The following is a 25,899-nucleotide window of genomic DNA, read 5'->3' as shown; positions in this document are numbered from 1 at the left end:
TGGGAACGATCAGGTTCGCGGCAACTCAATCACAAACCGCGTCCACCCGTTATCCGATTCGCAACGAATCTGCCCGCCATGGGCACGGATGATTGACTGAGTAATCGCCAACCCCAACCCCGCATGTTCACTACTGCCTTCCTGGCGCGCCGGATCAGCCCGGTAGAAGCGATCGAACAAGCGCGGCAGCAACGCCCCGTCAATCCCGTTTCCACTGTTCTCAACAGTCAGACTCAACCCTTTGGATTGCTCGACTATCCGCACCCGAACCTCGCCCTGGGCAGGCGTAAACCGCAACGCATTGTCCAGCAAATTGGAAAGCGCGCGACGCAACATGCTGCGATCGCCCTCCATGCGCGCACTACCTTCCCGACTCAAGCTGACCTGAGCGTCCTCCGCCAGCGGCGCGAAAAACTCCAGTAATAGATCCGCTTCTTCCGCCAGCTCCAGTGGTTCGCGCTTGGGTACCAACAACCCGTGGTCAGCCTTGGCCAGGTACAACATGTCGTTGACCAGTTGCGCCATCCATTGCAGTTCTTCGAGGTTGCTGTGCAGTGTTTCGCGGTAGTCCTCGATGGGACGTGGGCGGGTGAGGGTGACCTGGGTGTGGGTCAGCAGGTTCGACAATGGCGTGCGCAATTCATGGGCGATGTCGGCGGAAAAGGCCGAGAGCCGTTGAAAAGAGTGGTCAAGGCGTCCGAGCATGGCGTTGAAGTTGTGGGCCATTTCCGCGAGTTCTGGCGGCATGTTTTCTACTGGCAGCCGTGCATTGAGCGATTGCGCTGAAACGCCGCTGGCGACCGCGCTCATGCGCCGTAAAGGCCGCAACCCACTGCGTGCTGCCCACGCGCCGAGCAGGGCAGTGGCCAGTGCTGACAAACCGACGGTCAGCCAGATCAGGTGCTGCATGCGTTGCAGAAAGTGCTGGTGATGGGTGATGTCCAGCAGCAAGGTCAGTTGCGGCGAGTCGGGTTTGTCGAGGTAAAGCGGAGCGTTGAGGACGCGGTAATCAGTACCGTCGTGGCTCACCGTGGACAAACCCGGCTGGGTAGGCAACTTCTGGGGCAGGTGCGTCGAACTGTCATACCAACGCTTGCCGTCGCTGCCGGTGATCCGCAGCGACAGATCGGCCTGTCGGTTCAATTCATCGGCCAGTTTGACTTCGCTTTCACTCGACTGAATGTCATGAAGTGCCCGGCGCAAACCAATCAACTTGCCGTCCAGCAACTGCTGATCGAGTTCAACGAAATGCGCGTCACTGGCCCGGCTGAACAACACCCCGGCGAACAGCGACACCACGGCGGTGCACGCCGCAAACAGCAGCGCCAGACGGCTGCTTAACGAGAGTCGACGCATCAGGTGGGGCGCTCTTCAAGGACGTAACCCATGCCGCGCACGGTATGGATCAACTTGTTGGGGAATTCATCGTCGATCTTCAGGCGCAAACGACGGATTGCCACTTCGATGACATTGGTGTCACTGTCGAAATTCATGTCCCAGACCTGGGACGCGATCAGTGACTTGGGCAGGACTTCGCCTTGCCTGCGCAGGAGCATTTCCAGCAGAGCGAATTCCTTGGCCGTCAGGCCGATGCGCTGGCCGCTGCGCTCAACCCGGCGGCGGATCAGGTCAAGGCGCAAGTCCGCCAGTTGCAGGCTGGTTTCCTGAGGTGTGGCGCTACCGCGGCGCAACAGGCTGCGGACCCGGGCCAGCAGTTCGGAGAAGGCGAAAGGTTTGACCAGGTAGTCGTCGGCGCCCAGTTCGAGGCCGTGAACCCTGTCCTCCACTGCGTCTCGCGCTGTAAGAAACAATACCGGCGTGTCGAGGCCGGCATCGCGCACCGCTTGCAGAATCTGCCAGCCATCGCGACCGGGCAGCATTACATCGAGAATCAATAGGGCGTAATCGCCGGTCAGCGCCAGTTGCTGGCCGGTGCTGCCGTCCGCTACCAGTTCAGTGTTGAAACCGGCCTCGGTCAGGCCTTGGCGCAGGTAGTGGCCAGTTTTCGGTTGGTCTTCGACAATCAGCAGTTTCATGGGCGACTCGGGACTAATGGAACGAACGTTTTATACCGTGGGCGGCGTTAATACAGGCCAACCTGACAACGTTGTAATCTGGCTGTCAGGTTGCGGGCAGTAGCAGCAGTTTAGAGTTTTCCACAGGCTGAACCTTACCTTGTTGGAGTACGACTATGTTTTTGCGCAAATCCCTGGTGCGGGCTGCCTGTTTGCTGGCGCTGAGCTCGCCGGCGTGGGCTTCCCCGGCGCAGACCTATGACTTCGGTCAACCGGCTCTGGCGGCCATGGCGACTCGTAGCGTTGAAGTTGTCATGGGTGACATGTCGTTCACGCCAAAGGCGGATATGGACCACGGCTCAATTCCCGGTACGGAACACTCATCTCAAGGGCATGGCATGAAACACGATGACCCTAACAGCGTGCTCGTCGAGCCGGGCAAAACAGCCGAGCTGACCTGGACATTCACCAAGGCCACCAACCTGGAATTTGCCTGCAATATCCCCGGTCATTACCAGGCCGGGATGGTCGGCAAGTTGACTGTCAGTCAGTAAGCACTCAAAGGCGGGAGCAAAGGCTGGTAGAATCCGCTGATTCTTCAGTCAGGTTTCCGCCATGCATCCCGCAGCCGAACACTCGCCGCTGGGCAAATCCAGTGAATACATCGCCACCTACACGCCGTCCTTGCTGTTCCCGATCCCGCGCACCGCGAAATGGGCAGAACTGGGCCTGACGGCTGAAACCCTGCCCTACAAAGGTGTGGATTTCTGGAACTGCTTCGAATTGTCGTGGCTATTGCCGTCGGGGAAGCCAGTGGTGGCCATTGGCGAATTCAGCATCCCGGCGGATTCACCGAATATCATCGAGTCGAAGTCGTTCAAGCTGTATCTCAACTCCCTGAACCAGACGCCGTTTGCCGACACTGCAAGCCTTGAATCGACGCTGGTCAAAGACCTGTCGGCTGCTGCCGGTAAACCGGTCGGCGTGCGGATTCGCAGGCTCAAGGACGTCGAGGCCGAAGGCGTTGTGGCGTTACCGGGTGTGTGCATTGATGATCTGGATATCAGCGTCAGCAACTATGAGCATCCGCGTCCGGAACTGCTGCGTTGCGATGAATCGCGCATTGTGGAGGAGAGCGTGCACAGTCATTTGCTCAAATCCAACTGCCCGGTCACCAGTCAACCGGACTGGGGTAGCGTGGCGGTGGAATACCGTGGCGCGGCGCTGGATCACGCGAGTTTGCTGGAATACATCGTGAGCTTCCGTCAGCACTCCGACTTCCACGAGCAATGCGTGGAGCGGATTTTCCTCGACCTGCAACGGTTGCTGAAACCGGAGAAATTGACGGTGTATGCGCGGTATGTGCGGCGCGGTGGGTTGGACATCAACCCGTATCGCAGTACCGAAGAAGTGCAGCTACCGAACCATCGGCTGGTCCGCCAGTAAAGAACCAATGTGGGAGCGAGCCTGCTCGCGAAGAGTCCGTCACATTCAACATCTATGATGACTGACACTCCGCTTTCGCGATCAAGCTCGCTCCCGCAGGGATTGCATTGCAAATCCCGGATATGAAAAAGCCCCGCTATCACTTTATTCCCCCCACTTTGGAATACATAATTTGGGGCTTTTCAGGTTTTTGCTACACGAATACCCCTCTCCGAGGGGTATTTTTTGCTCTGCGAATGTGAAAGCCATACCGTGATCTAGCATGGTATGTAGACGCCGTTCAATCCGATGTAACCCACGCGCACCATGGAAAACTGGATAGCAGCCTAGTCACGCGACACACAAACGTTGAGCAGAACTTAGCCTCAACCTCGTTGGTCGCAATGTCCGTCCTGCCCATTTCCATCGTCGCTAGCGCTTGCATTAGATTGCTTCGCATCTCACGACCTCATTGATTGGAGCAATGACATGCCTACCGGATACTACCTGGCGTGCCTCGAAACCTACCGCTATGTCTGGATCGGCTCGCTTGGCGACACAACGTCCGCAGTTGGTGTCGACACCGATCTCGTATCTAGCTTCTGCTTGGTTCATCGCGGCAAGTCGCTAGTTGTGGTCAGCGAGACGCACCAGGTCATTGGAGAAGGACAAGAATGGGAGATTTGACAAGTACATTGCGCAGATAGGTCAGATCTCATGTTTGTGACAGTCAAGGCGCGCGTCTATACAGATGCCACAGGTGTCTACACAGAACTTCCAGTGCTGCTGACGCCCGCTGGAGTGTTGGAACCGTTGCTCGACTATTACCTTTATCGCAGCCACGACCGCAGCCTGACGTGGATGACGAAAGTGGCTCGCTCAGTTCGGATGTTCCTTGAGTATCTACAAATAAATCCCGAAGAACGCGATACCTTTCGACTTTTTCAGAATTTCGCTCAACGCCTCTACACTGGGACATTCAACCGCGAGACAGGCCTCGACCCGAGCGAACTATGCTGGGTTCAGAGAACTCCTCAAGACGCTTCGCACATTATCACCCACCTGACTGACTTCTTCGACTGGCTCGGCGAGATGCGCCCCGAGGCTGCAAAGGTGAACCCACGCTATACGATTGGCGCCTTCGACCGACAGGCTGAAGAAGCAGCTTACCAGTACCGACGTAGTAAGGCTTTCCTTGGCCACACCTGGGCGGCAAACACCTCCCACGTCGAGACCGGACACCGTGTGCGAGGCCGGCGCCTGCCCAAGGTAGAGAAGCCCGAACCACCGGCTTTCCCGGAGGAGCGCTTTGAGGAGCTGCTATATAAGGGATTCTGCGTTGGTGGACGATACGACTATCGCGGGATGCTCATCACCTTGTTGCTGCACGGCGCGGGCTTTCGCGAGTCGGAGCCTCTTCATCTCTATATTCCTGACGTGATCCCTGAGCCCGCAAACAAGAGCAAGGCGAAGGTCCTCATCCACCATCCGAGTTACGGTGCAGCACCTGGGGATTGGCGCGATGAGCGAGGACGATCACGTAACGGTAATCGAGCGGAATACCTTGCCCATCAGTTCGGCCTCACGCCCCGTACTGAGCTAATGAACAGCCGTCACGCCGGCTGGAAAGGTGGCACACACGATGGCCCCTACTACAAGCAGGCATATTGGTTCTTGCCTGAGTTTGGCGAGTGGTTCCTGAACCTTTGGTACCGATACCTGGCACAGGTGGTGCACGTCGAGCGCGACCATCCCTTCGCCTTCATAAACCTTAGCCGCGAGCCCGTCGGTGCAATGTACACGCTCACCCAGTACAACAAGGCACACGCCGCCGCCTGCGAGCGTATTGGTCTCACAGTAGGCAAGGCTCTGGGCACGACGCCGCACGGCCACCGTCACGCCTATGGCCGCCGGCTGAGCAAAGCCGGCATCGACAAAGCGCTCATCCGCCGCTTCATGCATCACGCCTCGCTGGAAAGCCAGGAGGTATACACGCAGGCAAACACGCGTGAGGCTCTTGCATCACTGGAAATAGCTGCGCAGCTACTACGGAACAAATACGCCGGGACATTCTATACATCTGACTTATCGTTGCCCGGTATGGGACACAACGACTGAGGGACTCTCATGGCTGCCAGAACCAAAATGATGCCAAAGCCCTCCAGCATTCCGACCGCAAAGGTAGTAGGAGTTACACGTGAAACGGACACGGCGCTTGGGTGGGTCGAACGCGAATACCCGGAACTGACCGTTTGGCGCATCTTAGCTGTTGACTGGCTAAAGGGTGAGATGACTGACGTAAGCGCCAAACTTAGCGGGTTGGTAGCCTTCCTAGAACGTTTTCTTATCCAACAGAATCTTCCGCTCGATCCGGCGGTAATTCTAGCGAGAGAGTCAGTTTTGCCTGACTTCTACCGGATGACGTGCCCCGACTCGGAAAGAGGTGTTAGGTACAACAACTATATTCACGCGTTTCTAAACTTCGTTCTGCTGCGGAATTTCAGTGAACTTGGGCACAACGATCAACCGGTAGTCTTAACCGGCTTCCACAATCCTGTGTCCCGCCTCTCATTCGCTGGTCTACGCAAACTAGACGAAAGTGTGCATTCACCGTTGCCCTACGGCTACATCGAGGAACTGCGGCAAATACTTGCCGCAGGGCCGCATTTTCGTGACTGGCATTGGGCCCAAGGTGGACTCAGCGAAGTAGCTGGTCTGTGCGGGCCCGGTGGGCCTGCCTGGTTCGAGGTAATCGAGGAGCAAATTGATCGGAGCGACCCGGATTGCGTATGGCGTGAGCGTTCGGCAAAGAATGGGAGGCGCTTAGAAATGTGGAGCCCGGTTCGCTGGGTAGCACTGCTGGTCAAGCTTATCTTGCCGCTCCGCACCTTCCAGATCCGTATGCTCGACTCGGGCGAAGCTGATACTCGGCGCTACGCAAGGGAAACTTGGGAGCCAAACAAGGGCCGACTCGCCCAGGGCAGTGAACGTAGACCAATTCAACAAGGTGTGTTCCGTTACCCCAGCCAGCTCGCCGATAGCGAAGGAGTTCCGGTTGTACTGTATATCAACACCAATAAGACCGCCGATATAGCCAAGCACGGTCCCGACAAAGGCTATTTACTTCCGTGGGCATTCGGTGGATCAGTGCATCAGGATGTGTACTACTGGCTTGAAAAGATGCGCAATTGGCAAGAAAAGTACAACCCCATCTCGCAGCGTACTTCTTGGACTCAGCTAGATGGCCGTCACATCAAAGCCAAGAGCGCACTGCAATTGGCCGGTTATTCTGATGCTTGCTTTCTGTTCCGTCTGGCGGAATCGCGGGCGAGCGAACGCCATCTTCCATTGACCTTAGATTCGTTAGAGAAACCTTGGTTTAACTTGCTTGAGGCGCTCGAACTGCGGCTAATCGAGCGTGGAGAAACCCATTGCAAAGGGCAGCCGATACGATTTCTTCCTCCCCTAGAAGAGCGAAAGTTATCCTCGAAGAAAACTCTTTTTCCTTTGCATAGCCTGCGAGTTTCACTCATCACCGCGCTCGCCCTGGAGGGGCTGGTGCCGTTCCCCATCCTACAAAAACTCGTAGGCCACAGCCGCTTACTGATGACGTTGTATTACACCAAGCCTGGCGCGACGTATATCAACGACGTGTTACTCAAGGCAGTAGAACGACTGGAAGCGAACAAAGAAGCGAGCATTCAAAACTTTCTTCTGGACACCGAATATGGCGAACTCTTAAATAAAACCATCTGCAACAGCGTTTCCAGTATTGCCGCAGCTATCCCCCAGCATCCGGCCGCGCGGAACGCAGTCGGCTGGATGCCAATGCACCACGGGCTTTGCTTGGTAGGCGGCAACACCAGCGAAATCGAAGAAAATGACTCGGTGGGCGGCTGTTACAACGGTGGCCCTCAAATCGGCTCACTTTGCTCGAAAAAACATGGCCCCGTGCCAGGCGGGAGCAGAAATTGCGTACGTTGCCGCTGGTTCGTGACTGAACCGCACCACCTGCCTGCACTGGCTGCCCACTTCAATACACTCGCCTACCACTTTGACGAGGCGCGTAACATTTGTATTGCCCACGAAAAAACGCTGCAGGACCTGAAAAAACAACGAGCTGACGCCGAGGAAGAAAACCAACCGTTTGCGCGGATCGACACATACCGGCAGGCAGAACGAATGTGGGAAAAAAGCATGAAGCGTTTCAGCGACCTTGCCGAGGACTTGGTAGCCTGCTGGCGCCTCATCGAACGATGTAAGGACGCCCTCAATGCGCCATCTAGCGATGGTACGCAATTGGTTGCCGCTGGCACGTTGGGTGATGCGAATATTGTCTTTGAAGAGACGGAATCGGAGTTGCTCCAGTTAGCGGGCGTATGCGAAAGCGTAGAGGTCTACCCCGACCTAGAGCCGGGCAAAGCAATATTCCGTCGCAGCCAATTGCTCGACGCGACCCTTTATCGCGAGGATCTTTCTCCCCTGTTCATGCTGTTAAGTGAACAGGAGCAACTTCTCGCCGGCAATGCTTTCATGCGCCACCTTGCGCAGAAAATGAACCCTGAAAATCCCGCACTTGGTCAACGCCAAGTCATTCATTTGATTGATGCGGGCGTGAGCCTCAGTCACCACTTCGATATTGACCTGTCTACTCTACTACCGACGAAAAAAGGCGTTCAGGCGGCTTTTTCCGTGCACCAAGTCCTCGCGGGAGATGAAACATGAATGGCAAAACGGACATCCACCCGGACGCGATCTTGGAAGTTTTACTCGCTAAGGGCGGGCGATCAAACCGGCGCGCCAACCTAGTTAAGATGCACGAACTTTGCCGCAAGCAGTATGAGGCCAGCTCTCGAGACTTCTTGCTGCCAGCCATCGGCCGTCTGGCAGAAGCGGATGGCATCATAAAGGGCCGAGCGCTCTACAATGCTCAGTCTGCTGACTACCGAGTGCTCATCGAAGCCTGGGCCGCCTACGCGGGACCGCCCGCGCCCAAACCGGCAAAGATTCTCGCGAGCCACGAATATCTGATGCGTATTGAAGATCCAGCCATTCGCTCCATCATGCAAGCCATTATTGCCGAGCGAGATAAGCTCAAGGCACAGCTCAACGTCCTGAAGGCCAACACGCAAGTTACGGTGGATCGGCGTCCACTGGGGGCAACCATTGCGAGTGCGCCTGGAGCGCAGGTTGCAGTGCTCGCCCTTGCTGCGCAACTGACCCCATCTGAGTACGAAGCCTTGCTGAAGGCTATATCGCCCGAACACTTGGAAACATGCGGTCTGCGGGAAGGTAGCCACGGCGAAATTGTCAATGAGCGCGGACGGACGTTGTTCGACGTGGGTTTTGCTCGAGCGATTCGGAAGATACTGGGCAATTGAACCAGGATCCAAATTTAGGTCTGCAACAGATAAGGTCAACGGCAGTCAGGCTGGTTCTACCAAAAAAAAAAGGGGATATTATATGGCCAAGACTCCACTAGATGATTTTATTGAGTTCATTGAACAAAAACATGGTGAAGAGATAATAAGGCGCTGAAATCGCTCATTTCGTTCGCTGGGACGGCGTGCCGCCGCCCCTTAGCTCAATCGTTAGGTGGAGCCGCACATGCAGTTTTGCACTGTAGAAGAAGCTAAAGAGTATGTTGTCGCTCTCACAAACAAAGCGAAGACACTTGAAGAAATTAACTCAACCATAAGCCATTATCAGGAAATGTTTGAGAGCGCACACAGTGAGGAATCTCGGGGCTTATGGCTAAGTGAACTGGAAAAATTGAAAGAATGGAAAAATAGCGATGACTTTAAGCAAGGAAACTATCCTCAGGGCATTGATGAATTAATTCTTGAACTCATCGAATGGCGAGCCATGGTGTATGCATTTCAAAATGTAGAAACAAAAAACAATCCATTCAAAGACAGTGGTTTTTATGCTCAATGGTATCTCGGCTCAATCTATGGTGTATTCACAATTATTGGAAAGCTTGTAAGCAAAGACAAACGCGACAACTCATTGCGCAAGTTATGGAAGCTTGCCTCTCCATTAATGCTTTCTAACGGCGCGTGCACTAAAGAAGAAGTCGACTATATCCACTCGGCAATGGAAATAAAATCCGGCCTCTTTACAAACGAAAACTCCAAGACATTATTATTCAGAAACAAGCTAGTTTCACACAACGAGGCAATGCCAATTGTCCAGTGGAGTGACGTTGACAACGACCTGCGCCTACTAGTTAGAGTGTGGTCGCTTTTAGTTTCTTGGAGTTCATTTGGTCTCTTTCAACCATTCCGAGCCGATGAGCAGGCGTTTCTGGGTTTAGGCTCGATGTTCGAGATCACAGAAATAAAGGAGCTGAAGTTAAAAAGGCAATGCTACTTTAAAATTGTTCAAGGTTGGAGCAAGTGCTATGCCCATTCAGGCATTGAAGATCCTGGGCGAGGAGCTTTTTCAACTCTGTCTGTAACAGCCGACATCGTTCACACCACCTAACAAATGGTTCAAATCATTCGCTTCGCTCACTGGGACGGGCTAAAGCCCGCCCCTTAACCAAACGTTAGTAGCCAAAGGAATGCTCCGTGTTCACCCAAAACCGACATCCAGACAGGCATATACTCGATTCAATAGTAAAACCCCTCGCCTCTAAGGGTTTTTTAATTTTTATTTCTTTAGCAGCCTTTGGCGCAGGAATTAATTTTTTCATTAATTAATGAAAACTGGTCGTGGATGAATCGATTTGGCGCGGTGGTTATAGTGGTCGGCCTGCTTTTTACTATGTCACCTCTGTTTTCAAGCGGAGTTTATAAGTCACAATCCAGCGCTGGGCGCTTCGCTGACCTCCACACCGACGGCACGCCGATAATCACGACAGCAGAAGAACGGAGGATTGGTAATAATGTTGCACTAGGCATCGTTATTACTGCCATAGGCACGCTAACTAACGCCTTTGGCGACTTACTAGGCAATTGTGTATATGGTTTTTAACAATACGCAAACGTCGCTCACTTGGCTTGCCAGACAGTCAAACGGTACGCTTTTGCCTGCCGTTTACCTGATCGTTAGTGCCCGCTTTGGGTCGCTTTGTGCCTCTTGGGATGGGCAGAAAACGGCCAGAAGCAGACATTGAGTGTCTATAGACTTCTGGCCGAATAAAACCTAGTGAGGCGAGAAATCACCTGAACGTTAACAGGGGCGGTCTGAACAAGATTGTACTCAACTACATCAGATGCTCGTCAGTAAAAAGTCGATTGAAAAAAGCCGCACTTGTATATGCCGCGTATCCTTGCCACAGATCATTTTTTTCAGCATCTGCAAAATCACAAACTGACTTAATCGCAATTGGTATCGGCGAAGGTTTGCACGCGAAATCAGCAGAAGCCATAACAGCGTACGCTTCCATCTCAACGGCTAGAACTTCGCGATTCTGCGCCGTTATTGGTTGCATTGCATCATTTGTAGCCAAAACAGCGGCACCGGAAGCCATAGGCCCAACTCTGATGCTTAGTTTCCCTTCAGGCAAACCTCCTTCCCAGCCAGCTTGAAGTTCGCGAGCAACTTTATCAGTACCTATCTCCATTGCCAGTTGGGAGATATGAGTATCCAATGGATGCGGGTACGGGGCAGCCATGAACACTCTCGTTCCGTCCTCTTTTTCCGCGTGTTTACCGCTTCCCCAGTCCCACGATGGGTCTGCGACTATGACATCACCGTAATTAGTTTTGTCTTTTACCCCTGCACAAATTCCTAACATTACGACGTAACGTGGTTGGAATCTTGCAACCATCTTTGAAGCCAGTGAGGCTGATGATGGCATGCCCTTGCGTCGGGCGGAAGCTGCCACAACACTCAGACTACCATTTGCTCTTGGGATTTCACCGACATGATAGCCAGTAGGATCGTTACTGAATCTCAGGGCTTTCCAACCATAATTGAGCTTAAGCACAGCGGTTAATTCTGGCTCTCCAAGGGCTGTCATAATTACAACATCGAAGCGAGGGGATGCTGCGTTAATCCTGGCTCTCCGTTGTGAGGCGTATTTAACTTTACCTGATAAAATCTGCTTCCAGATGCCAGAATCGCCAGTACTGAAGGAACAGAAAATTGCACCACGTTCGTTTACCGCTTTTTCCGCTTCTTCCAATGAATCTTCGAGCGCGGATAAGAATATAACATCAGGAAGCAATATATCTTTATCGAGTAAAAGAATATCGAAAAACTCTAAACCACCATTTCTGGTCGGTGAAGCCCCGATAGCTGCCGGCAAGTTGAGATCAATAATTAATAGATCATATTCAGTTTGTCTAAGTTTACGGCGCGCCTCACTGGAGGTACTCGCGTGTTCTATTTGAATTGAGTCATCGAGCGCCGTCACCACTTCGGAAATAGCAGAAATCTTTACATATTCATCATCTACAATCAAAAGCTTAATCATTAGCCATTATCCCTAATATCATCAATTATTGCTTTGAGTGAGGATCGCCATCCATTTTCCGCCGGATTATAGTAGACAGAACCTCGAAAAGTTGGTTTGAATTGTGTTGCAAGCTTTTCAACCAATTGCTGTAGCGAAACTTTAGAAGAGTTGTCGCCGAAAGCATCAAACATAGTAACGACTACCGTCGGTATCTGGATGCCACGCAGCTTCATTTGAGCAAGCAACTCGCTCCCAGCGAAGCTTTCAGGGCTGCCTCCACTAGGCTCAGAGGGACTCACATCATAGTTAGGCATGCTCATGTCGAGCAGAATAAAATCATATACCTTACTGCCTTTAATTATTGCCCTTAACCCACTATTATATGACATGGCCGTTTCGATAAGATACCCAGGAAACTCCGCACCTATGAACTCGGCAAGCGTCTTCAGCTTGTCTTCATCATCTTCAATTATAAGCATTTTCATCGTGAGTCACCTCGGTTTTAAAACTTACGATTACTTCGAATGTTCCAGCTTCTTTGAAGCCGAATTCCAATGATGGCTCCCAATATTGCGGAGCATTTATTATAGCCCAGAGTTTGTGGAATCCGCTCCGCCCTTCTTTTTGCGCTTTGTTTCTATTGTCATCCTTGCTTAACTCAGCTCGAATGCGCTGCAATCTACTTTCATCGCGATCAGCATATGTTTTAGAAAAAACTGAATTGCGGAGCGTCGCACTGAAACAGCCATCAACAAATCGCAAATCAGCAGAAACTCTTAGGTTTGGCAGGCCTTCCCCAGAGTGCTCTATAGCGTTTTCAAATAAAACGCAGAACATATCCACCATCGCGTCTAGGCTTCTGCCTGGCATGAGCCCTTGGACGTCTGAAATATTAATATCTACACCTTTCCAGTCACGGGCGCCGGAAATGGAATTACGTATCATATTTGTAGCAACAAGCATTGGAAATTCAATTGAGTAATCTTGCCTGTCGTAGACTTCGCTTCTCTTAAACCACGACGTCACGTTGTTAAGTTGCGCCTGTGTATTAGTGCGAGCCCGGAAAACATGATTATTAAGTTCACCAAGCCTATCTGCAAAGTTCAAAGCATTCAAAGAACGGTTTAACTCATCAAAAGCTGATGATAATCTTTGCCGAATTTCCGTGCGAAGGACGTTTTGTACATGTACTAAATTTGCGTCTGTTTTGTCCCAAAGGGTTTCGACACACAGGTCAATAAACTCATCTAAGCTTTTGACAGCAGCGTCATTCGCTTGCATGTACATCCGCTCTAAGTTTGTCGTTTGATAAGCGAATAATGCAAAATGATTAGTATCCTTTGATCTGAGCTCATGAGTAACCCTAACCTGAATCAAGTCATCTTTGACGTGAGATATTATTGAGTCAAGTGTGCTCGCAAAAACCTCTAAAACACTCGAAAGCTGCTCATGCTCCTCAAGATCGAGCCCGTTTAATGTTTGTGCCCAGTGATAGTTCGGCACATACGATGTAGACCCTTCTTTTCGTTCGGTAACGAGGAACTCATCTACGGCAGGCTTGCGGAGGGCATTACTTAGTTTTCCATGACGAACCCTAGTGCTCAGATAGGCGTTCAGTCCATGATCGCCACGCAAAAACTCATTTGTAACCTCAGCGAACATTGCTGCAAACTGAAGATCTAGTTCGCTTGTGGTTGTATCTTTTCGCACAATATGCAATTGCGACATAAAGCGAGTTAGAGAAATATCGCTTCCAGCCAGTGTAAGCGCTTCAGAGATCACATCCATTAGTGTGGTATCAGATGCAGTTACATCGGGAGCAGCAGATTTATATCGCGCATACGCATCCCCTAGCTTAGTTCGCAGAGCTTTCTTTATTGCGGCGATATCTACGTAGACTTTGCTTTGCTCAACCAGGTTAGTCGCCTTGGCGATTTCTAAGGTTTTTACACGCTCACGAATTTCACCTAAGTACTTTATTGAATTAGCGCTATCGATGTCAGCCAAAGATTGACAGACCTTGATTCTTTCTTCCTCAATTTCGCGGGTGCCTTCATACAAGACTGTTTGCCTCATTACCTCAGGACGCCAAACACTATTCAGGTAGAAGATCACTTTGTTTAAGCCAAATTCGGAAACCCGCTCCTTCAACTCAAAGGGTGAAGACACATCAAAGTCTGTTTGAAAACGCTCAAATGCGTAGCGCAGATGTGTCATTCGATCATTCGAGCAGTAAGACGTATAAAGCTCAAACACCAGTGGTAGGCAAATTGATTCGGGCCAGTTTTCCGGGAGTTCCAGTCTAGAAACTATTTCCTGCAATGGAAGTACTGTGGGAGCGTGTGGCCAATTTAAGTAACCACAAACTAAAGATTCAACGGAGCTAAAATATTGTCCACTTCGAGCGTATGCAATAGCTGCTGCCGCAGAGGCTCGCATTGATGCAGCCCCAGTTGAGTTTGCAATAAGCCATTCAAAGTTTTCTATAGCGCTTTTGAAATCTCCCTTAGTCAGAGCATAACTACCTAGGTAGCGTCTTCTACGCTCCTCACTGATATTTGTAGGATTATTTGCAACTCCGTAAGTGGCAAGTCTAAAAACATCAATTGTGCTAGAAAACAACTTCCGCTTTATATAAAACCTAATTAAATGATATTCGTTGTTTTTGCATGACTGAAGAAGAGCAGTAAATGGTGTTGGCCCAGACTCTAAAACAAGAATCCGCCTTAAAGCAATTGAGGGATGGTCAAACTGATTGCTTGCAAGTTCAAAATTAACCACGCCTTTCAAAAAGTTCGTCCAAGAATGACCGAAAAACCTATCGTGGAGGGTAAATAAAGAAAGCGCAGATGAGTAGGTATCCGAAGTCAAAGATATTATGTTCCTCAGGTGCTGGGCGACTTCACCAAGTATTCCATCGCAAGTCACTGCAGTAGCGCCACACTTTACCTCTGTTCGCACCCGCATCACAAACGCGCCCATATCATCAGCGTACTGAGACAGATGAGTGTCTGCAAGCCCCAGTGCCTCACGATAATTGCCCTGAGAGTAAGCTTCTATAAATTTTACTTTACTATCTGCGATTTCGTATAAAGCTGAGTCCAAGGTTCCAAATGCAATTAGAATTGGTACTAGCCGTCTGTCAGCTGTGGACCTATAGAGCTTCTGCACCGGAATTGTCAGCACCGGCGCTACAGTCTTTGCAAGCTCTTCGCTAACAATTATATTCTGTAACGTTGAGATCACGCTTTCGTAATGGTCAATTGCGCTGAAGCTCGAGTCAATGCTTAAAACAAATGCCATTGTATCTATATCCGCGTCGGACATATCTATAATTTTTGCTTTTAAGTATCGATAGGCCCCTCCTTCATAACTACTAGCTAGCTCACCTTGTAAGTACCCTGGTACAGCAGTCCCCTCTATCCTCTTCGCCATGTAATGAAGCATAGTTGCTAATAGTGGACTATGTGTTACCTGTTGTTCGTATATCGAGGTAAGTCGCCTCTTTTCCTCAACGCCATCCTTGAATTGCGCGATCGCGAGCGTATTCTGCATATACCATACGGACCATCCAAATGATCGATGACAATCATCCAAAATTCTGGCGGCGTTAGATTTATCGCTTGAGATAACTGCAAGTTCAAACGATTGCTTCTGCCCGACAAACCCCCTTAGTTTCTTTCCGCTAGGAAGAAGCGTAGCTACGCCCCATATTAGCTCGTTAGCTAGAGCGCCGTAATTACCCGTTAGTGGCCCGGTGAATACTTTATCCAGGGTTGGAGGAAAGGCGTCACCTTTTAGCTTGGTCAGTTCTTCTTGACTTAAGCTTAATTTGTTGAGCAAAGTAAACAGTTCATTAGATGCAGCTTCGCTCTTCAAACGAGCAATAACTTCTGGGTCAACTCCAGCCGATTGAATCGTGGCGACTTTCTTTTGCAAGGTCGCGCTGTTGGAAATTGATCTAGCTTGGCGCCACTTCGGGATCTTCCTTGGCATGAGGTACTCTGCAGTAACTGGGTTGGACACAGCATAGCGGATAGCCATTATGCCATGCTAAATCGCACGCTGTTTAACGCCGTTTACCATCCAGTGGCTAAATGGAGCTCGCAGATAGGGCGGAGGAGACCTAGATCTTCGACAGTCTATTTTGCTGACCGCGATTAGCCATTCTCTGCTGATCACGACCGTCTGCATTTGGCCGAACTCTGCCGTTGCTCACCGGCAGCTATGGGTCGTTCTCTGCCGGTCACCGCCACGACGCTGGTAGTCAAGTCCGATGCAAATGGCTGGTCAAGTTGAATGCAAACGGGTGGGCAAGTCTGTGCAACTACCCATCCTTCAGCCTGACTGGAAACACTGGGCCAGGGGCCGCGACTAGGGCTGTGGATCGGAAAATAAAAAAGCGCCGACGTAGCCGTGGGCGCTTAGGAATTACGATGTCTTAGGATGTATTTCTACATCGTAAGGCTAGGATGATTGAAAGCCAACACCTGTTAGACCTTCGGTCCCAGCTGACAAAACTATGTACCGTTAGGGTATAAGTCGTAAAAGGCGGGGCTTTTTGCGTATTCGGCGGGTTCAGATTCCCATATTTCCTAGCGCTTGCACGATGTTGCGCAAGGTGCCGGCAAGGGTCGGGTGTTCTATTTCGAAGCGTTCGACGGCCAGGTTCACGTTGTCGGCGAGGTTGGTGTCCTGGGTTTTGGTTTCAAGTTCAAGCTCAAGTTCGATTTGTGCCATCAGCGCGTGCAGGTCTTCGCGCTCGGCTTCGGTCAGCGGTGGATTCTGTTCCAATTGCTCGCGCAGAGTATTGAGCTGTTGTTGCAGTTCGCGGGCAGGCATGGCGTTCTTCCTTTTATCGATAGGCACTGGCATAGACCGCAGCAGCACGCCAAAGGTCTATGGCTTGACCTTTAGATTAATCCACTCGCGCGCAACCTGCATGATCTCCATCAGGGCTTTTCGCCCTTGAGTCGGCGCAGGCTGATATCTGCCAGGCAGGTATCGAGTTCACCAAGGTGATCAATCACCGAATGCACACCCAGACTGAACAGTTGCACCGTTGCTTTGCCGCGTTTGAATTCCCGTTCCTGCTGAGTCAGCGCCTGCCAGTCGTTGGGTGCCAGGCCGCAGAGTGAGCCGCAGGACGCCAGCCCAATCGTCCACAACCCGGCATTGAGCCCCGCTTGCAGCAATCGCGGTTCGCCGCTGACCAGCACGCAACCCTCCAGTCGGTCGACATTCAACGTCATCAAGGCTTGCCAGCAGGCGTGCGGTGCCGGCCATGGATTGTTTGTTTCGGGGTGTTGCGAGGGTTTGATCCATGAAGGCAATGCGACGGCCAGGGAATGGCTGAGGGCAGGGGGGAGCTCGTCGAGCCAGGCACAGGGAATCTGCTGATGCTGCAAGCTGCGCAGGCTATCCAGCGCACCGGGCGTGGCTTCGGCGTGCACGGCAGAGTGGCTGCTTTGCGTGCGCGTGCGTGCGCCGAAATCCACCAGGCAACCACTGAGGCCGAACAGCACGGCGGTCAGGCTGGGCGCAATGTGGGGCAATGTTTCGGCGTGCGGCATATCAACGTCCCTGAAATAGCCTCAAGGCTAGGGGGCGACGGTGACAGTTGAGTGACACTGATGTGAATCGCTCACAATCATTGCGAATGATCTGTAGGCTGCCTCGCACGGTGCTGCCTTAAGCGGCTTTTCCGTCTTATACTAGCCAGCTTTACGCTTGGGCCACGCGCCCGCGCCAGTACAATCCAAGGAGTTTTTCTATGCGCTGGAGCAATCATCTAGCTCAGTTTTGTGTGTTTGCCAGCGTACTGCTGGTTCCGTTCGTTGCCCAGGCAGCCTCGGAAGACGACCCTTGGGAAAGCATCAACCGCCCGATCTACACGTTCAACGACGTAGTCGATACCTATGCACTGAAGCCTTTGGCGCAAGGCTATCAGTACGTGACGCCACAGTTTCTCGAAGACGGCATTCACAACATGTTCCGCAACGTCGGTGATGTCACCAACCTTGCCAACAACATCTTGCAGGCCAAACCCGCCGCCGCTGGCGTCGACACCGCACGCTTGATCTTCAACACCACGTTCGGTCTGCTGGGCTTCATCGACGTGGGCACCAAAATGGGCCTGCAACGCAGTGACGAAGACTTCGGCCAGACACTCGGCTACTGGGGTGTGAGCAGCGGCCCGTACGTGATGTTGCCGTTGTTGGGTCCAAGCACGCTACGTGACGCGCCGTCCAAGTATGTCGACGGCTACACCGGCCCGTACCCGTACATCCACGACGTGCCCGTGCGTAACTCGATCTTCGGTCTGAACATTGTCGATACCCGCGCCAGCCTGCTGTCGGCCGAGAAGCTGATCAGCGGCGACAAATACACCTTCATCCGCAATGCGTATTTGCAGAATCGCGAATTCAAAGTCAAAGACGGCCAGGTCGAAGACGATTTTTGATCTCGACCGGTAAAACCGACAAGGCGGCCAGTTGGCCGCCTTCTTTCGTTGAGCCTCCGGGACCGGTTTGACGCAGGGGTTCGAACCTTCCATTACGTTACGGTTTTGCCTGTTCTTATAACTCCCGGTGATTTGAAATGGACAGACGTCAAGCGACCATCGGCGTGAGCTTGAAACGCCCCGCGGATGGGAGTACCGTCTGCGCCTTAGAAGGGCACCTCTGGTGTACCTGTGTGTAGGGCAAACGCTCGAAAACAGTGCAGTAGAGAGGCTAGAAAGCGAATCCAGTAGTGTGAGCCGGGACAAAGCCCCTGCCTGCTACGCCAACCTAATTCTGGCGCCGTTTGCCCACATGCCAAAAACCAGTGCCACGCTGCTGATAATCGATGATGACGAAGTAGTGCGCGCGAGCCTCGCGGCCTACTTGGAAGACAGTGGTTTCAGTGTCCTGCAGGCCAGCAATGGCCAGCAGGGTCTTCAGGTATTCGAGCAAAACAAGCCCGACTTGGTCATCTGCGATCTGCGTATGCCGCAGATGGGCGGGCTCGAACTCATTCGTCAGGTCACCGGGCTGTCGCCACAAACCCCGGTAATCGTGGTTTCGGGTGCCGGCGTGATGAACGACGCGGTCGAGGCCCTGCGCCTGGGCGCGGCGGACTACCTGATCAAGCCTCTCGAAGATCTTGCCGTGCTCGAGCACTCGGTGCGCCGGGCCCTGGATCGTGCGCGCCTGCTGCTGGAAAACCAGCGCTACCGCGAGAAGCTGGAAAAGGCCAACCGCGAGCTCGCTGCCAGCTTGAACCTGCTCCAGGAAGACCAGAACGCTGGTCGCCAGGTGCAGATGAACATGCTGCCGGTCAGTCCCTGGACCATCGACGAGTTCCAGTTTGCTCACCAGATCATCCCGTCGCTGTACTTGTCGGGTGACTTCGTTGACTACTTTCGGGTCGACGAGCGTCGGGTAGCCTTCTACCTGGCGGACGTTTCCGGTCATGGTGCCTCTTCCGCGTTCGTTACCGTGCTGCTGAAGTTCATGACCACGCGCTTGCTGTTCGAGTCCAAGCGCAGCGGCACATTGCCGGAATTCAAGCCTTCAGAGGTCCTTGGTCATATCAACCGAGGCCTGATCAGTTGTAAGCTGGGTAAACACGTCACAATGGTCGGTGGAGTCATCGACGAGGAGACAGGTTTGTTGACCTATAGCATCGGTGGTCATTTGCCGTTGCCTGTGTTGTACACGCCAGACAGTGTTCGTTATCTGGAAGGGCGTGGTCTGCCGGTGGGCCTCTTTAATGAAGCCACCTACGAAGACCACGTACTGGAGCTGCCGCCGACATTCAGCCTGACGCTGATGTCTGATGGCATCCTGGACCTTTTGCCAGAACCTACACTCAAAGAAAAAGAAGCGGCTTTGCCTCAACGGGTCAAGGCAGCGGGCGGCAGCCTGGATGGTCTGCGGCAGGTTTTTGGATTGGCCACGCTAGGGGAGATGCCGGATGATATCGCCCTGTTGGTGTTGAGCAGGAATCTTCAATGAGTACCGGTAGAATCCAGTTCGCCGAGCAGGATGGCACCTTCGTCCTGAAGTTCGTCGGTGAAGTTCGCCTGACCCTGTGTTCGGCGTTGGATGCGACTATTGAGCGGATCTTTACGGCGTTGAACTTCAATGCGATCGTGATCGACCTGACCGAAACCCGCAGCATCGACAGCACCACGTTGGGCCTGCTGGCCAAATTGTCGATCCTGTCGCGGCAAAAGGTCGGCTTGCTGCCGACCGTCGTCACCACCCACGAAGACATCACCCGTCTGCTGCAGTCCATGGGCTTCGAGCAGGTGTTCAACATCGTTGACCGCCCGATCCCGTGCCCTGAGTGCCTGACCGACCTGCCAGACCAGGATCAGTCCGAAGAAGTGGTGCGTATCAAAGTGCTCGAAGCACACAAGATCCTCATGGGCCTCAACGACTCCAATCGTGAAGCATTCCATGATCTGGTGAACGCCCTCGAGCGTCACTGATCTCTGTGGCGAGGGAGCTTGTCGGAACGCCGCACCGTCCCGCTGGGCTGCGAAGCAACCCCAAAATCGACCTATAAAAAAGGGCGAATCCGTTAAGGTTCGCCCTTTTTGCATCAAGCTAAATCAAATCACAACTTGGCTTGCAACAACGCCTCAAGCTTTTCCTGGTCGCGAGCAAACTGACGAATACCCTCAGCCAGTTTCTCGGTCGCCATCGCGTCCTCGTTGGACAACCAACGGAACTGCGCTTCATTCAGGCTCAAACGCGCTTCACCGGCATGACCCGGCGCCAATTTGCGCTCCAGCTTGCCAGTATCCGCTGCCAGCTTATCAATCAAATCCGGGCTGATGGTCAGACGGTCGCAACCGGCCAGCTGCTCGATCTGATTCAGGTTGCGGAAGCTTGCGCCCATCACCACAGTCTTGTAGTCATTGGCCTTGTAGTAGTTGTAGATGCGCGTCACCGACTGCACGCCCGGATCATCCGCGCCGGTGTAGTCGTTGCCGTTGGCCTTCTTGTACCAGTCGTAGATACGACCTACGAACGGCGAAATCAGGAACACCCCTGCATCAGCACACGCCGCAGCCTGAGCGAACGAGAACAGCAACGTCAGGTTGGTCTGGATGCCTTCCTTTTCCAGAATCTCGGCAGCGCGGATACCTTCCCAGGTAGAAGCGATCTTGATCAGCACGCGGTCACGGCCAATGCCGGCCTTGTCGTACAGGTCGATCAGACGGTGCGCACGCTTCAATACGGCGTCAGTGTCGAACGACAGACGCGCATCCACTTCGGTGGAAATCCGGCCCGGGATCACCTTCAGAATTTCTAGCCCTACCGCAACGCCAAAACGGTCGCTGGCCAGGCCAACATCGCCTTTGCAGTCACTGACGCACGCGTTCAGCAACTCGGCATAACCGGAAATGGCCGCCGCTTTGAGCAGCAGGGAAGGGTTGGTGGTAGCGTCCACGGGTTTAACGCGAGCGATAGCTTCGAAGTCGCCGGTGTCGGCAACCACAGTAGTCATTTGTTTGAGTTGTTCCAGCTTGGAAGTCATGGGCGTGCTCTGTCCTATGGGTCTAATGACATTACCCGAGCGCTGTCAGCCACTCAAGGGTGCGTGTACGTATCGATGGCCCCAGCGGCAACAACCGGAAAACGGCCGTTTGAAAGGCGGGGCGCGGTGTCGGTAAATACGATGCCAAATCCGGGCGCAGGTTCAACCCAAGCGACCGTTAACGGCCCTCAAGCAACTCCGCCGCCTGATCCAGCAACACCAAAGGCTCCTTGGCCTTATGAATATCCACCGACAACAACTGCCGAAACTTGCGCGCCCCCGGAAACCCGGTGCCCAGCCCCAGCACATGCCGAGTGATATGGTGCATCGAGCCGCCCGCATCGATGTGCGCCGCTATATAAGGCCGCAACTGCGCCAGCGCCTCGGCCCGGCTGATCACCGGCGCCGTACTGCCGAACAGTTGCTGATCCACCTCAGCCATCACATAAGGATTGTGATACGCCTCACGCCCCAGCATCACACCGTCGAACGTCTGCAAATGTTCGTGACAGGCTTCCAGCGTCTTGATTCCGCCGTTGAGAATAATCTCCAGCTCCGGAAAATCCGTCTTCAACCGCGCCGCCACGTCATAGCGCAGAGGCGGAATGTCGCGGTTCTCCTTAGGCGACAACCCCTCCAGAATCGCAATCCGCGCATGCACGGTAAAACTCGTGCACCCGGCATCCCGAACCGTGCCGACGAAATCACACAACGCCTCGTAACTGTCCCGCCCATTAATCCCGATCCGATGCTTCACCGTCACCGGAATCGACACCGCATCGCGCATCGCCTTCACACAATCAGCCACCAACTGCGGATGCCCCATCAGGCACGCACCGATCATATTGTTCTGCACCCGATCACTCGGGCAGCCGACATTCAGATTTACCTCGTCGTAACCGTGCTCCTGCGCCATGCGTGCACACATCGCCAGGTCCAGCGGCACACTGCCGCCAAGTTGCAGGGCGAGCGGGTGTTCGGCCTCGTTGTGACGCAGGAAGCGGTTGTGATCGCCGTTGAGGAGCGCGCCAGTGGTGACCATCTCTGTGTAGAGGAGCGCGTGCTTGGAGAGCAGGCGCAGGAAAAATCTGCAATGCCTATCAGTCCAATCCATCATCGGGGCGACGGAGAAGCGGCGGGAGAGCGGGGCGGGTGCGGCGGTGATTGGGGGCATTGGCGGTTCTGAGATGGGTGGGGCTGGGAGGTGGGGAGTTTATCAGGATTGGGGTTGCGGGGCTTAGACGAGTCTTGCTGCGATTGTTCAGGGCATCTGAGCAACGGCATGGGAGGAAATCGGCTGGATCGCTACGAGTAAATAAATCGGTCCCCATTTTCTAAGATAGATGGGTCAACGAGGCGTCCTAGGAGAGCGCCCCTTTGAGACGTCAGGACCGCTCAGCATCCATACGTCGCGCAACGACATCCAGCACATCACAGCCATCGCGCAAGGGTATGCAGCAAAGCATTGCGAAGTCGCTGAGAATCACCGAATCCGTAGTGATGTCGCCGCGCATCGCGAGGTTTTCCAGAATCTGCGTTACCGCACCAATTCGATAGCGTGCGGTGCTAAGCAGTGAATGCAGCGGTTGCGTGGTATTCACATACAGTAAGGGAAGATCGTCGGCATTGCTGGTTAACGCCATGTATTCGTTCATAAGTGAAGCTCCATTAATTTAAGGGATCTATCACTCCAATTGCATCTGGTCGCCAAACCCGAAACGCCATTTTGGCGCTGGATGGACTATAGGCTTCGTGACAAAAGCGCAGCAATGGACATGAGCCCGGACAATTCCGAGTGTTGTGTAGGACGTTGCTTTTTTTAGCGGTTTGTCTGGGGGAGCGCCGTTTTTTTGCCTCAAGAGATCAGTACCTGAACCAACGCTGTCGCCCAACAAAATTTCATAATTCCTGATGGTCTTGCGGCTTAGGATGACTCCCTAAGGTCACCGCGCTTCCAACCCACAGGGAACTGAAAAATGATCTCGAACCTCTTCAAAGTCGTGTTGATCGCCGGTGCATTGCTGTTGAGCGCCTGCTCGGGTGTCGGCACCAGCAGCTGTTTTATAGAAGACTGCCAATCGTTTGATGGCCACAACCCCAGCAACCCCAACAAGTTGAATTTTGGCGGAAGCGCGATTGGTAGCAGCTTCGGTGAGTACAGTTCGGGGTTGATGCACGACGATTAAGGTGTGACGCAACGGCATAGGTGTTTCTGCCGTTGCGTTGCTCTTGAAGGGCGACTGCTGCGCAGCCGGACGCAGGCTTCGCCAGCTGCTTCAGGGGGTCGTATGCGTGGCGGCTATTTGGGGGAGGGCTTTGCTATCCACTGACCCAAAACGTTCTGGTAGTTGCCGGTCACTTTGGCCAAGTGCAACCACTGATCGACATACAACTTCCAAGTGATGTCGTCGCGGGGCAGCAAGTAAGCCTTCTCGCCATACTGCATGAATTGCGTCGGGTTAACCGCGCACAGCCCGGGTTTGAGTTTCTGCTGATAGAGCGCTTCTGAGGCGTCGGTGATCATCACGTCAGCCTTCTTGTCCAGCAGCTCCTGAAAGATGGTCACGTTGTCGTGAAGGCGCAATTGCGCCTTGGGTAGAAAGGCGTGAACAAAGGCTTCGTTGGTGCCGCCTGCCGGTTCGACCAAACGAACCGAAGGTTGGTTGATTTGCTCGACGGTCTGGTACAACGCCTGTACTTCGCAGCGCACCAGTGGGATTTTGCCGTCGACGTCCAGCGTGGTGCTGAAGAAGGCTTTTTTCTGGCGCTCCAGCGTGACCGAGATGCCGCCGACGCCGATGTCGCATTTACCCGCCAGCATGTCGGGCATCAGGGTTTTCCAGGTGGTTTGCACCCACTCGACTTTGACGCCCAGGCTGTCGGCCAGCGAACGGGCCATGGCGATGTCGATTCCGCTGTATTCGCCATCCTCGGCTTTGTAGGCATAGGGTTTGTAGTCACCCGTCGTACACACGCGTAGTTGGCCTTGTTGGATGACACTGTCCAGATGTGAAGGGCCGTCCTGTGCCTGAACGCCAAGGGATAGAGCGAGCAGGCTACCGAGCCATCATCGTGCTTTTTATGTTCTTCATTGTTCTCGGGCTTTTTGTGGGGGGGTAGCATCGGCAATCAATGTAGTGGCATTGGTCTAGAGCGCCAGCCCTTCCTGCACCACTGCCAGTAGATTGTGCTCAGTCAGCGCTACCGCGTCCGGTTGTTGCCCGGAACTCTCGATTGTCTGCAGCCACCAATGCGTCTCGCCATGTTCACCCACGGTTCGTACCAGCGCGAGTTCGTTGCCTTTCGAGTGGACTTCGACACGTCCCTCGCCATCCGCGGTAAAGCGCGCGACAGGATCGACAGTGAGGGTGTGATGGTTGCCCTCAATTATCAATTGGTCGATGGCGTAGTCGAAGGTTTCCCCGTCCGGATCGCTTTCGAACACGTGAGTAGGATTGCGCCGCAGGATCAAGCCCACTTCGGTCAGCGGCGACAGCCAGGCTTCGATCTGGTGATACAGCTCGTAGACTTGGACGGGCCAACTGTCGATCGCATGATCAGCGCTGATGTGCCGGGTTTGTTTTAGTTTCGTGGCGAGCTCGTCTGCTTTACTCATTTCGATTCCCTGTCGTGATGTAAGCGTAATCGTAGCTCTTTCAAGGTAATGCAGGTTTTGCCTTGCGTCATGTCTGGATAAGAGGGCGCGCCTGCGGAGCCGCTTTTTAATGAGCTCAATGAAGGGGATATAGTGTTACGAAGAAGGGCGGCCTGAGCGGCGGCCCTTTTTTATCAGATCTTATTCGGCCCGGACGCATCCGCTACAGTGCCGCTGCCGCAATTGATATACGAAGAAGACTTCAACCAACGCTGATCGGGGTAATACGAAAACAGCAATTGCCCATCCTTCATCGAATCAATCAGCCGATGAGCAATCGCCGGCCGCACGGCAGGGCAGCCCAAGCTTCTGCCAATCCGTCCATTCGCACGGGCGAGCACCGGGCTGACATAAGGTGCACCATGAATGACGATTGCCCGGTCAAACGCGTTGTCATTGAAACCCGGTTCCAGGCCTTCCATGCGCAACGAATAGCCGTTCTGTCCGACATAGCTCTGTTGAGTGCGGTACAAGCCGATACTGGTGGCAAAGCTTTCATTCTGGTTGGAGAAGTTGACTGCCATGTTCTCGCCGCTGTTGCGTCCGTGGGCGACCAGTTCATGAAACAGCAACTTGCGCTTCTTTAAATCGAACACCCACAACCGTTGTTCGGTCGAAGGCAGGGAATAGTCGATGACGGCGAGTCTTTGGACAGGTGCTTTGCCTTGAGCAATGCTGCACTGGGTTGCGCGTACGGCCAGTCCAATCACCTTGGCGTTAGCATTGGGGGCCGCTTTGATGAGGGCGGCCGCGAGCGAATCGGCGTAGGCTGACGGTACTGACGTTATCGTCAGCAGCAGTGCCGTGAGTAGGAGGCCGAAGCGTTCTGGCGCCATATAGATGTCTCATCATGATAGTTTCGA

General features: G+C 53.3%; 24 protein-coding genes. 11 read left to right on the top strand and 13 right to left on the bottom strand.

Annotation, left to right across the window (positions count from 1 at the left end):
• Positions 1–9: 9 nt before the first annotated feature.
• Entirely contained in the window at positions 10–1,356 is a 1,347-nt protein-coding gene (locus ACYZTR_RS18635; protein ID WP_461973181.1) for a heavy metal sensor histidine kinase, read from the bottom strand.
• Positions 1,356–2,036: a heavy metal response regulator transcription factor gene (locus tag ACYZTR_RS18630; protein WP_461973179.1), complete on the bottom strand. Its 681-nt coding sequence runs from the start codon at positions 2,034–2,036 to the stop codon at positions 1,356–1,358. Before ACYZTR_RS18630 ends, ACYZTR_RS18635 begins: the two co-directional genes overlap by 1 nt.
• 155 nt (positions 2,037–2,191) lie before the next feature.
• Between ACYZTR_RS18630 and ACYZTR_RS18625 the strand changes: the two genes are divergently transcribed.
• The 7 genes from ACYZTR_RS18625 (at position 2,192) to ACYZTR_RS18595 (ending at position 9,926) form a co-directional block, all read left to right on the top strand.
• Positions 2,192–2,569, top strand: coding sequence for a cupredoxin domain-containing protein (locus ACYZTR_RS18625; RefSeq protein WP_461973176.1), 378 nt, complete (start codon positions 2,192–2,194; stop codon positions 2,567–2,569).
• A 61-nt stretch (positions 2,570–2,630) separates the two neighbouring features.
• Positions 2,631–3,461, top strand: a complete 831-nt coding sequence (queF, locus tag ACYZTR_RS18620) for an NADPH-dependent 7-cyano-7-deazaguanine reductase QueF (protein WP_461973174.1) — start codon at positions 2,631–2,633, stop codon at positions 3,459–3,461.
• 468 nt (positions 3,462–3,929) lie between these two features.
• The gene (locus tag ACYZTR_RS18615; protein WP_283190421.1) at positions 3,930–4,127 is read left to right on the top strand and encodes a hypothetical protein; all 198 of its coding nucleotides are present in this window, start codon (positions 3,930–3,932) and stop codon (positions 4,125–4,127) included.
• A 30-nt stretch (positions 4,128–4,157) separates the two neighbouring features.
• On the top strand, positions 4,158–5,558 hold the full coding sequence (gmtY, locus tag ACYZTR_RS18610) for a gamma-mobile-trio recombinase GmtY (RefSeq protein WP_283190420.1): 1,401 nt from the start codon (positions 4,158–4,160) through the stop codon (positions 5,556–5,558).
• 9 nt (positions 5,559–5,567) lie between these two features.
• Positions 5,568–8,165, top strand: a complete 2,598-nt coding sequence (gene gmtZ / locus ACYZTR_RS18605) for a gamma-mobile-trio integrase GmtZ (RefSeq protein ID WP_461973171.1) — start codon at positions 5,568–5,570, stop codon at positions 8,163–8,165.
• A complete protein-coding gene (gene gmtX / locus ACYZTR_RS18600; protein ID WP_461973169.1) occupies positions 8,162–8,821 on the top strand; it encodes a gamma-mobile-trio protein GmtX in 660 nt (219 codons plus the stop codon). The genes gmtZ and gmtX overlap by 4 nt, the downstream gene beginning before the upstream one ends.
• A gap of 226 nt (positions 8,822–9,047) precedes the next feature.
• Complete coding sequence (locus ACYZTR_RS18595; protein ID WP_306493739.1) at positions 9,048–9,926, top strand: hypothetical protein; 879 nt, start codon at positions 9,048–9,050, stop codon at positions 9,924–9,926.
• A 724-nt stretch (positions 9,927–10,650) separates the two neighbouring features.
• Here the strand turns inward: ACYZTR_RS18595 and ACYZTR_RS18590 are convergent.
• The 5 genes from ACYZTR_RS18590 to ACYZTR_RS18570 form a co-directional block, all read right to left on the bottom strand.
• Positions 10,651–11,865, bottom strand: a complete 1,215-nt coding sequence (locus tag ACYZTR_RS18590; protein WP_461973167.1) for a phosphorylase family protein — start codon at positions 11,863–11,865, stop codon at positions 10,651–10,653.
• Positions 11,865–12,332 (bottom strand): hypothetical protein, encoded by a 468-nt coding sequence (locus tag ACYZTR_RS18585; RefSeq protein WP_461973165.1) that lies wholly within the window; start codon positions 12,330–12,332, stop codon positions 11,865–11,867. Before ACYZTR_RS18585 ends, ACYZTR_RS18590 begins: the two co-directional genes overlap by 1 nt.
• Positions 12,313–15,891, bottom strand: a complete 3,579-nt coding sequence (locus ACYZTR_RS18580) for a hypothetical protein (protein ID WP_461973163.1) — start codon at positions 15,889–15,891, stop codon at positions 12,313–12,315. The genes ACYZTR_RS18585 and ACYZTR_RS18580 overlap by 20 nt, the downstream gene beginning before the upstream one ends.
• A 534-nt stretch (positions 15,892–16,425) precedes the next feature.
• Entirely contained in the window at positions 16,426–16,689 is a 264-nt protein-coding gene (locus ACYZTR_RS18575) for a DUF4404 family protein (protein ID WP_131059929.1), read from the bottom strand.
• A gap of 110 nt (positions 16,690–16,799) precedes the next feature.
• The gene (locus ACYZTR_RS18570; RefSeq protein ID WP_461973161.1) at positions 16,800–17,420 is read right to left on the bottom strand and encodes an HAD family phosphatase; all 621 of its coding nucleotides are present in this window, start codon (positions 17,418–17,420) and stop codon (positions 16,800–16,802) included.
• Between the two features lie 200 nt (positions 17,421–17,620).
• Between ACYZTR_RS18570 and ACYZTR_RS18565 the strand changes: the two genes are divergently transcribed.
• The 3 genes from ACYZTR_RS18565 to rssC all read left to right on the top strand — a co-directional run bounded on the left by ACYZTR_RS18565 (position 17,621) and on the right by rssC (position 20,326).
• The gene (locus ACYZTR_RS18565; protein ID WP_461973159.1) at positions 17,621–18,310 is read left to right on the top strand and encodes an MlaA family lipoprotein; all 690 of its coding nucleotides are present in this window, start codon (positions 17,621–17,623) and stop codon (positions 18,308–18,310) included.
• A 352-nt stretch (positions 18,311–18,662) separates the two neighbouring features.
• Positions 18,663–19,847: a two-component system response regulator RssB gene (gene rssB, locus ACYZTR_RS18560; protein ID WP_461964740.1), complete on the top strand. Its 1,185-nt coding sequence runs from the start codon at positions 18,663–18,665 to the stop codon at positions 19,845–19,847.
• Complete coding sequence (gene rssC, locus ACYZTR_RS18555; RefSeq protein ID WP_007935262.1) at positions 19,844–20,326, top strand: anti-sigma factor antagonist RssC; 483 nt, start codon at positions 19,844–19,846, stop codon at positions 20,324–20,326. The genes rssB and rssC overlap by 4 nt, the downstream gene beginning before the upstream one ends.
• 128 nt (positions 20,327–20,454) lie before the next feature.
• Here the strand turns inward: rssC and tal are convergent, their stop codons facing one another.
• The 3 genes from tal to ACYZTR_RS18540 form a co-directional block, all read right to left on the bottom strand.
• Complete coding sequence (gene tal / locus ACYZTR_RS18550) at positions 20,455–21,381, bottom strand: transaldolase (RefSeq protein ID WP_461973157.1); 927 nt, start codon at positions 21,379–21,381, stop codon at positions 20,455–20,457.
• A gap of 178 nt (positions 21,382–21,559) precedes the next feature.
• Positions 21,560–22,555 carry a tRNA dihydrouridine(20/20a) synthase DusA gene (dusA, locus tag ACYZTR_RS18545; RefSeq protein ID WP_461973155.1) on the bottom strand — a complete coding sequence of 332 codons (996 nt, stop codon included), beginning with the start codon at positions 22,553–22,555 and terminating at the stop codon, positions 21,560–21,562.
• Positions 22,556–22,766: 211 nt separating this feature from the next.
• Entirely contained in the window at positions 22,767–23,036 is a 270-nt protein-coding gene (locus tag ACYZTR_RS18540) for a short-chain dehydrogenase (protein WP_461973153.1), read from the bottom strand.
• Between the two features lie 321 nt (positions 23,037–23,357).
• Here ACYZTR_RS18540 and ACYZTR_RS18535 point away from each other — a divergent pair, with 321 nt between their 5' ends.
• Complete coding sequence (locus ACYZTR_RS18535) at positions 23,358–23,567, top strand: hypothetical protein (RefSeq protein ID WP_461973151.1); 210 nt, start codon at positions 23,358–23,360, stop codon at positions 23,565–23,567.
• 113 nt (positions 23,568–23,680) lie between these two features.
• Here ACYZTR_RS18535 and ACYZTR_RS18530 read toward each other — a convergent pair whose 3' ends face one another.
• The 3 genes from ACYZTR_RS18530 to ACYZTR_RS18520 all read right to left on the bottom strand — a co-directional run bounded on the left by ACYZTR_RS18530 (position 23,681) and on the right by ACYZTR_RS18520 (position 25,872).
• Positions 23,681–24,436 carry a transporter substrate-binding domain-containing protein gene (locus ACYZTR_RS18530; RefSeq protein ID WP_461979787.1) on the bottom strand — a complete coding sequence of 252 codons (756 nt, stop codon included), beginning with the start codon at positions 24,434–24,436 and terminating at the stop codon, positions 23,681–23,683.
• A 93-nt stretch (positions 24,437–24,529) separates the two neighbouring features.
• Entirely contained in the window at positions 24,530–24,997 is a 468-nt protein-coding gene (locus ACYZTR_RS18525; RefSeq protein WP_461973149.1) for a hypothetical protein, read from the bottom strand.
• Between the two features lie 173 nt (positions 24,998–25,170).
• The gene (locus ACYZTR_RS18520; protein ID WP_461973147.1) at positions 25,171–25,872 is read right to left on the bottom strand and encodes a murein L,D-transpeptidase catalytic domain family protein; all 702 of its coding nucleotides are present in this window, start codon (positions 25,870–25,872) and stop codon (positions 25,171–25,173) included.
• Positions 25,873–25,899 lie beyond the last annotated feature (27 nt).

Source organism: Pseudomonas sp. Hz4 (assembly GCF_054898165.1).
Note: the sequence above shows the minus strand (reverse complement) of the source record. Positions and strands in the feature narration are given on the sequence as shown.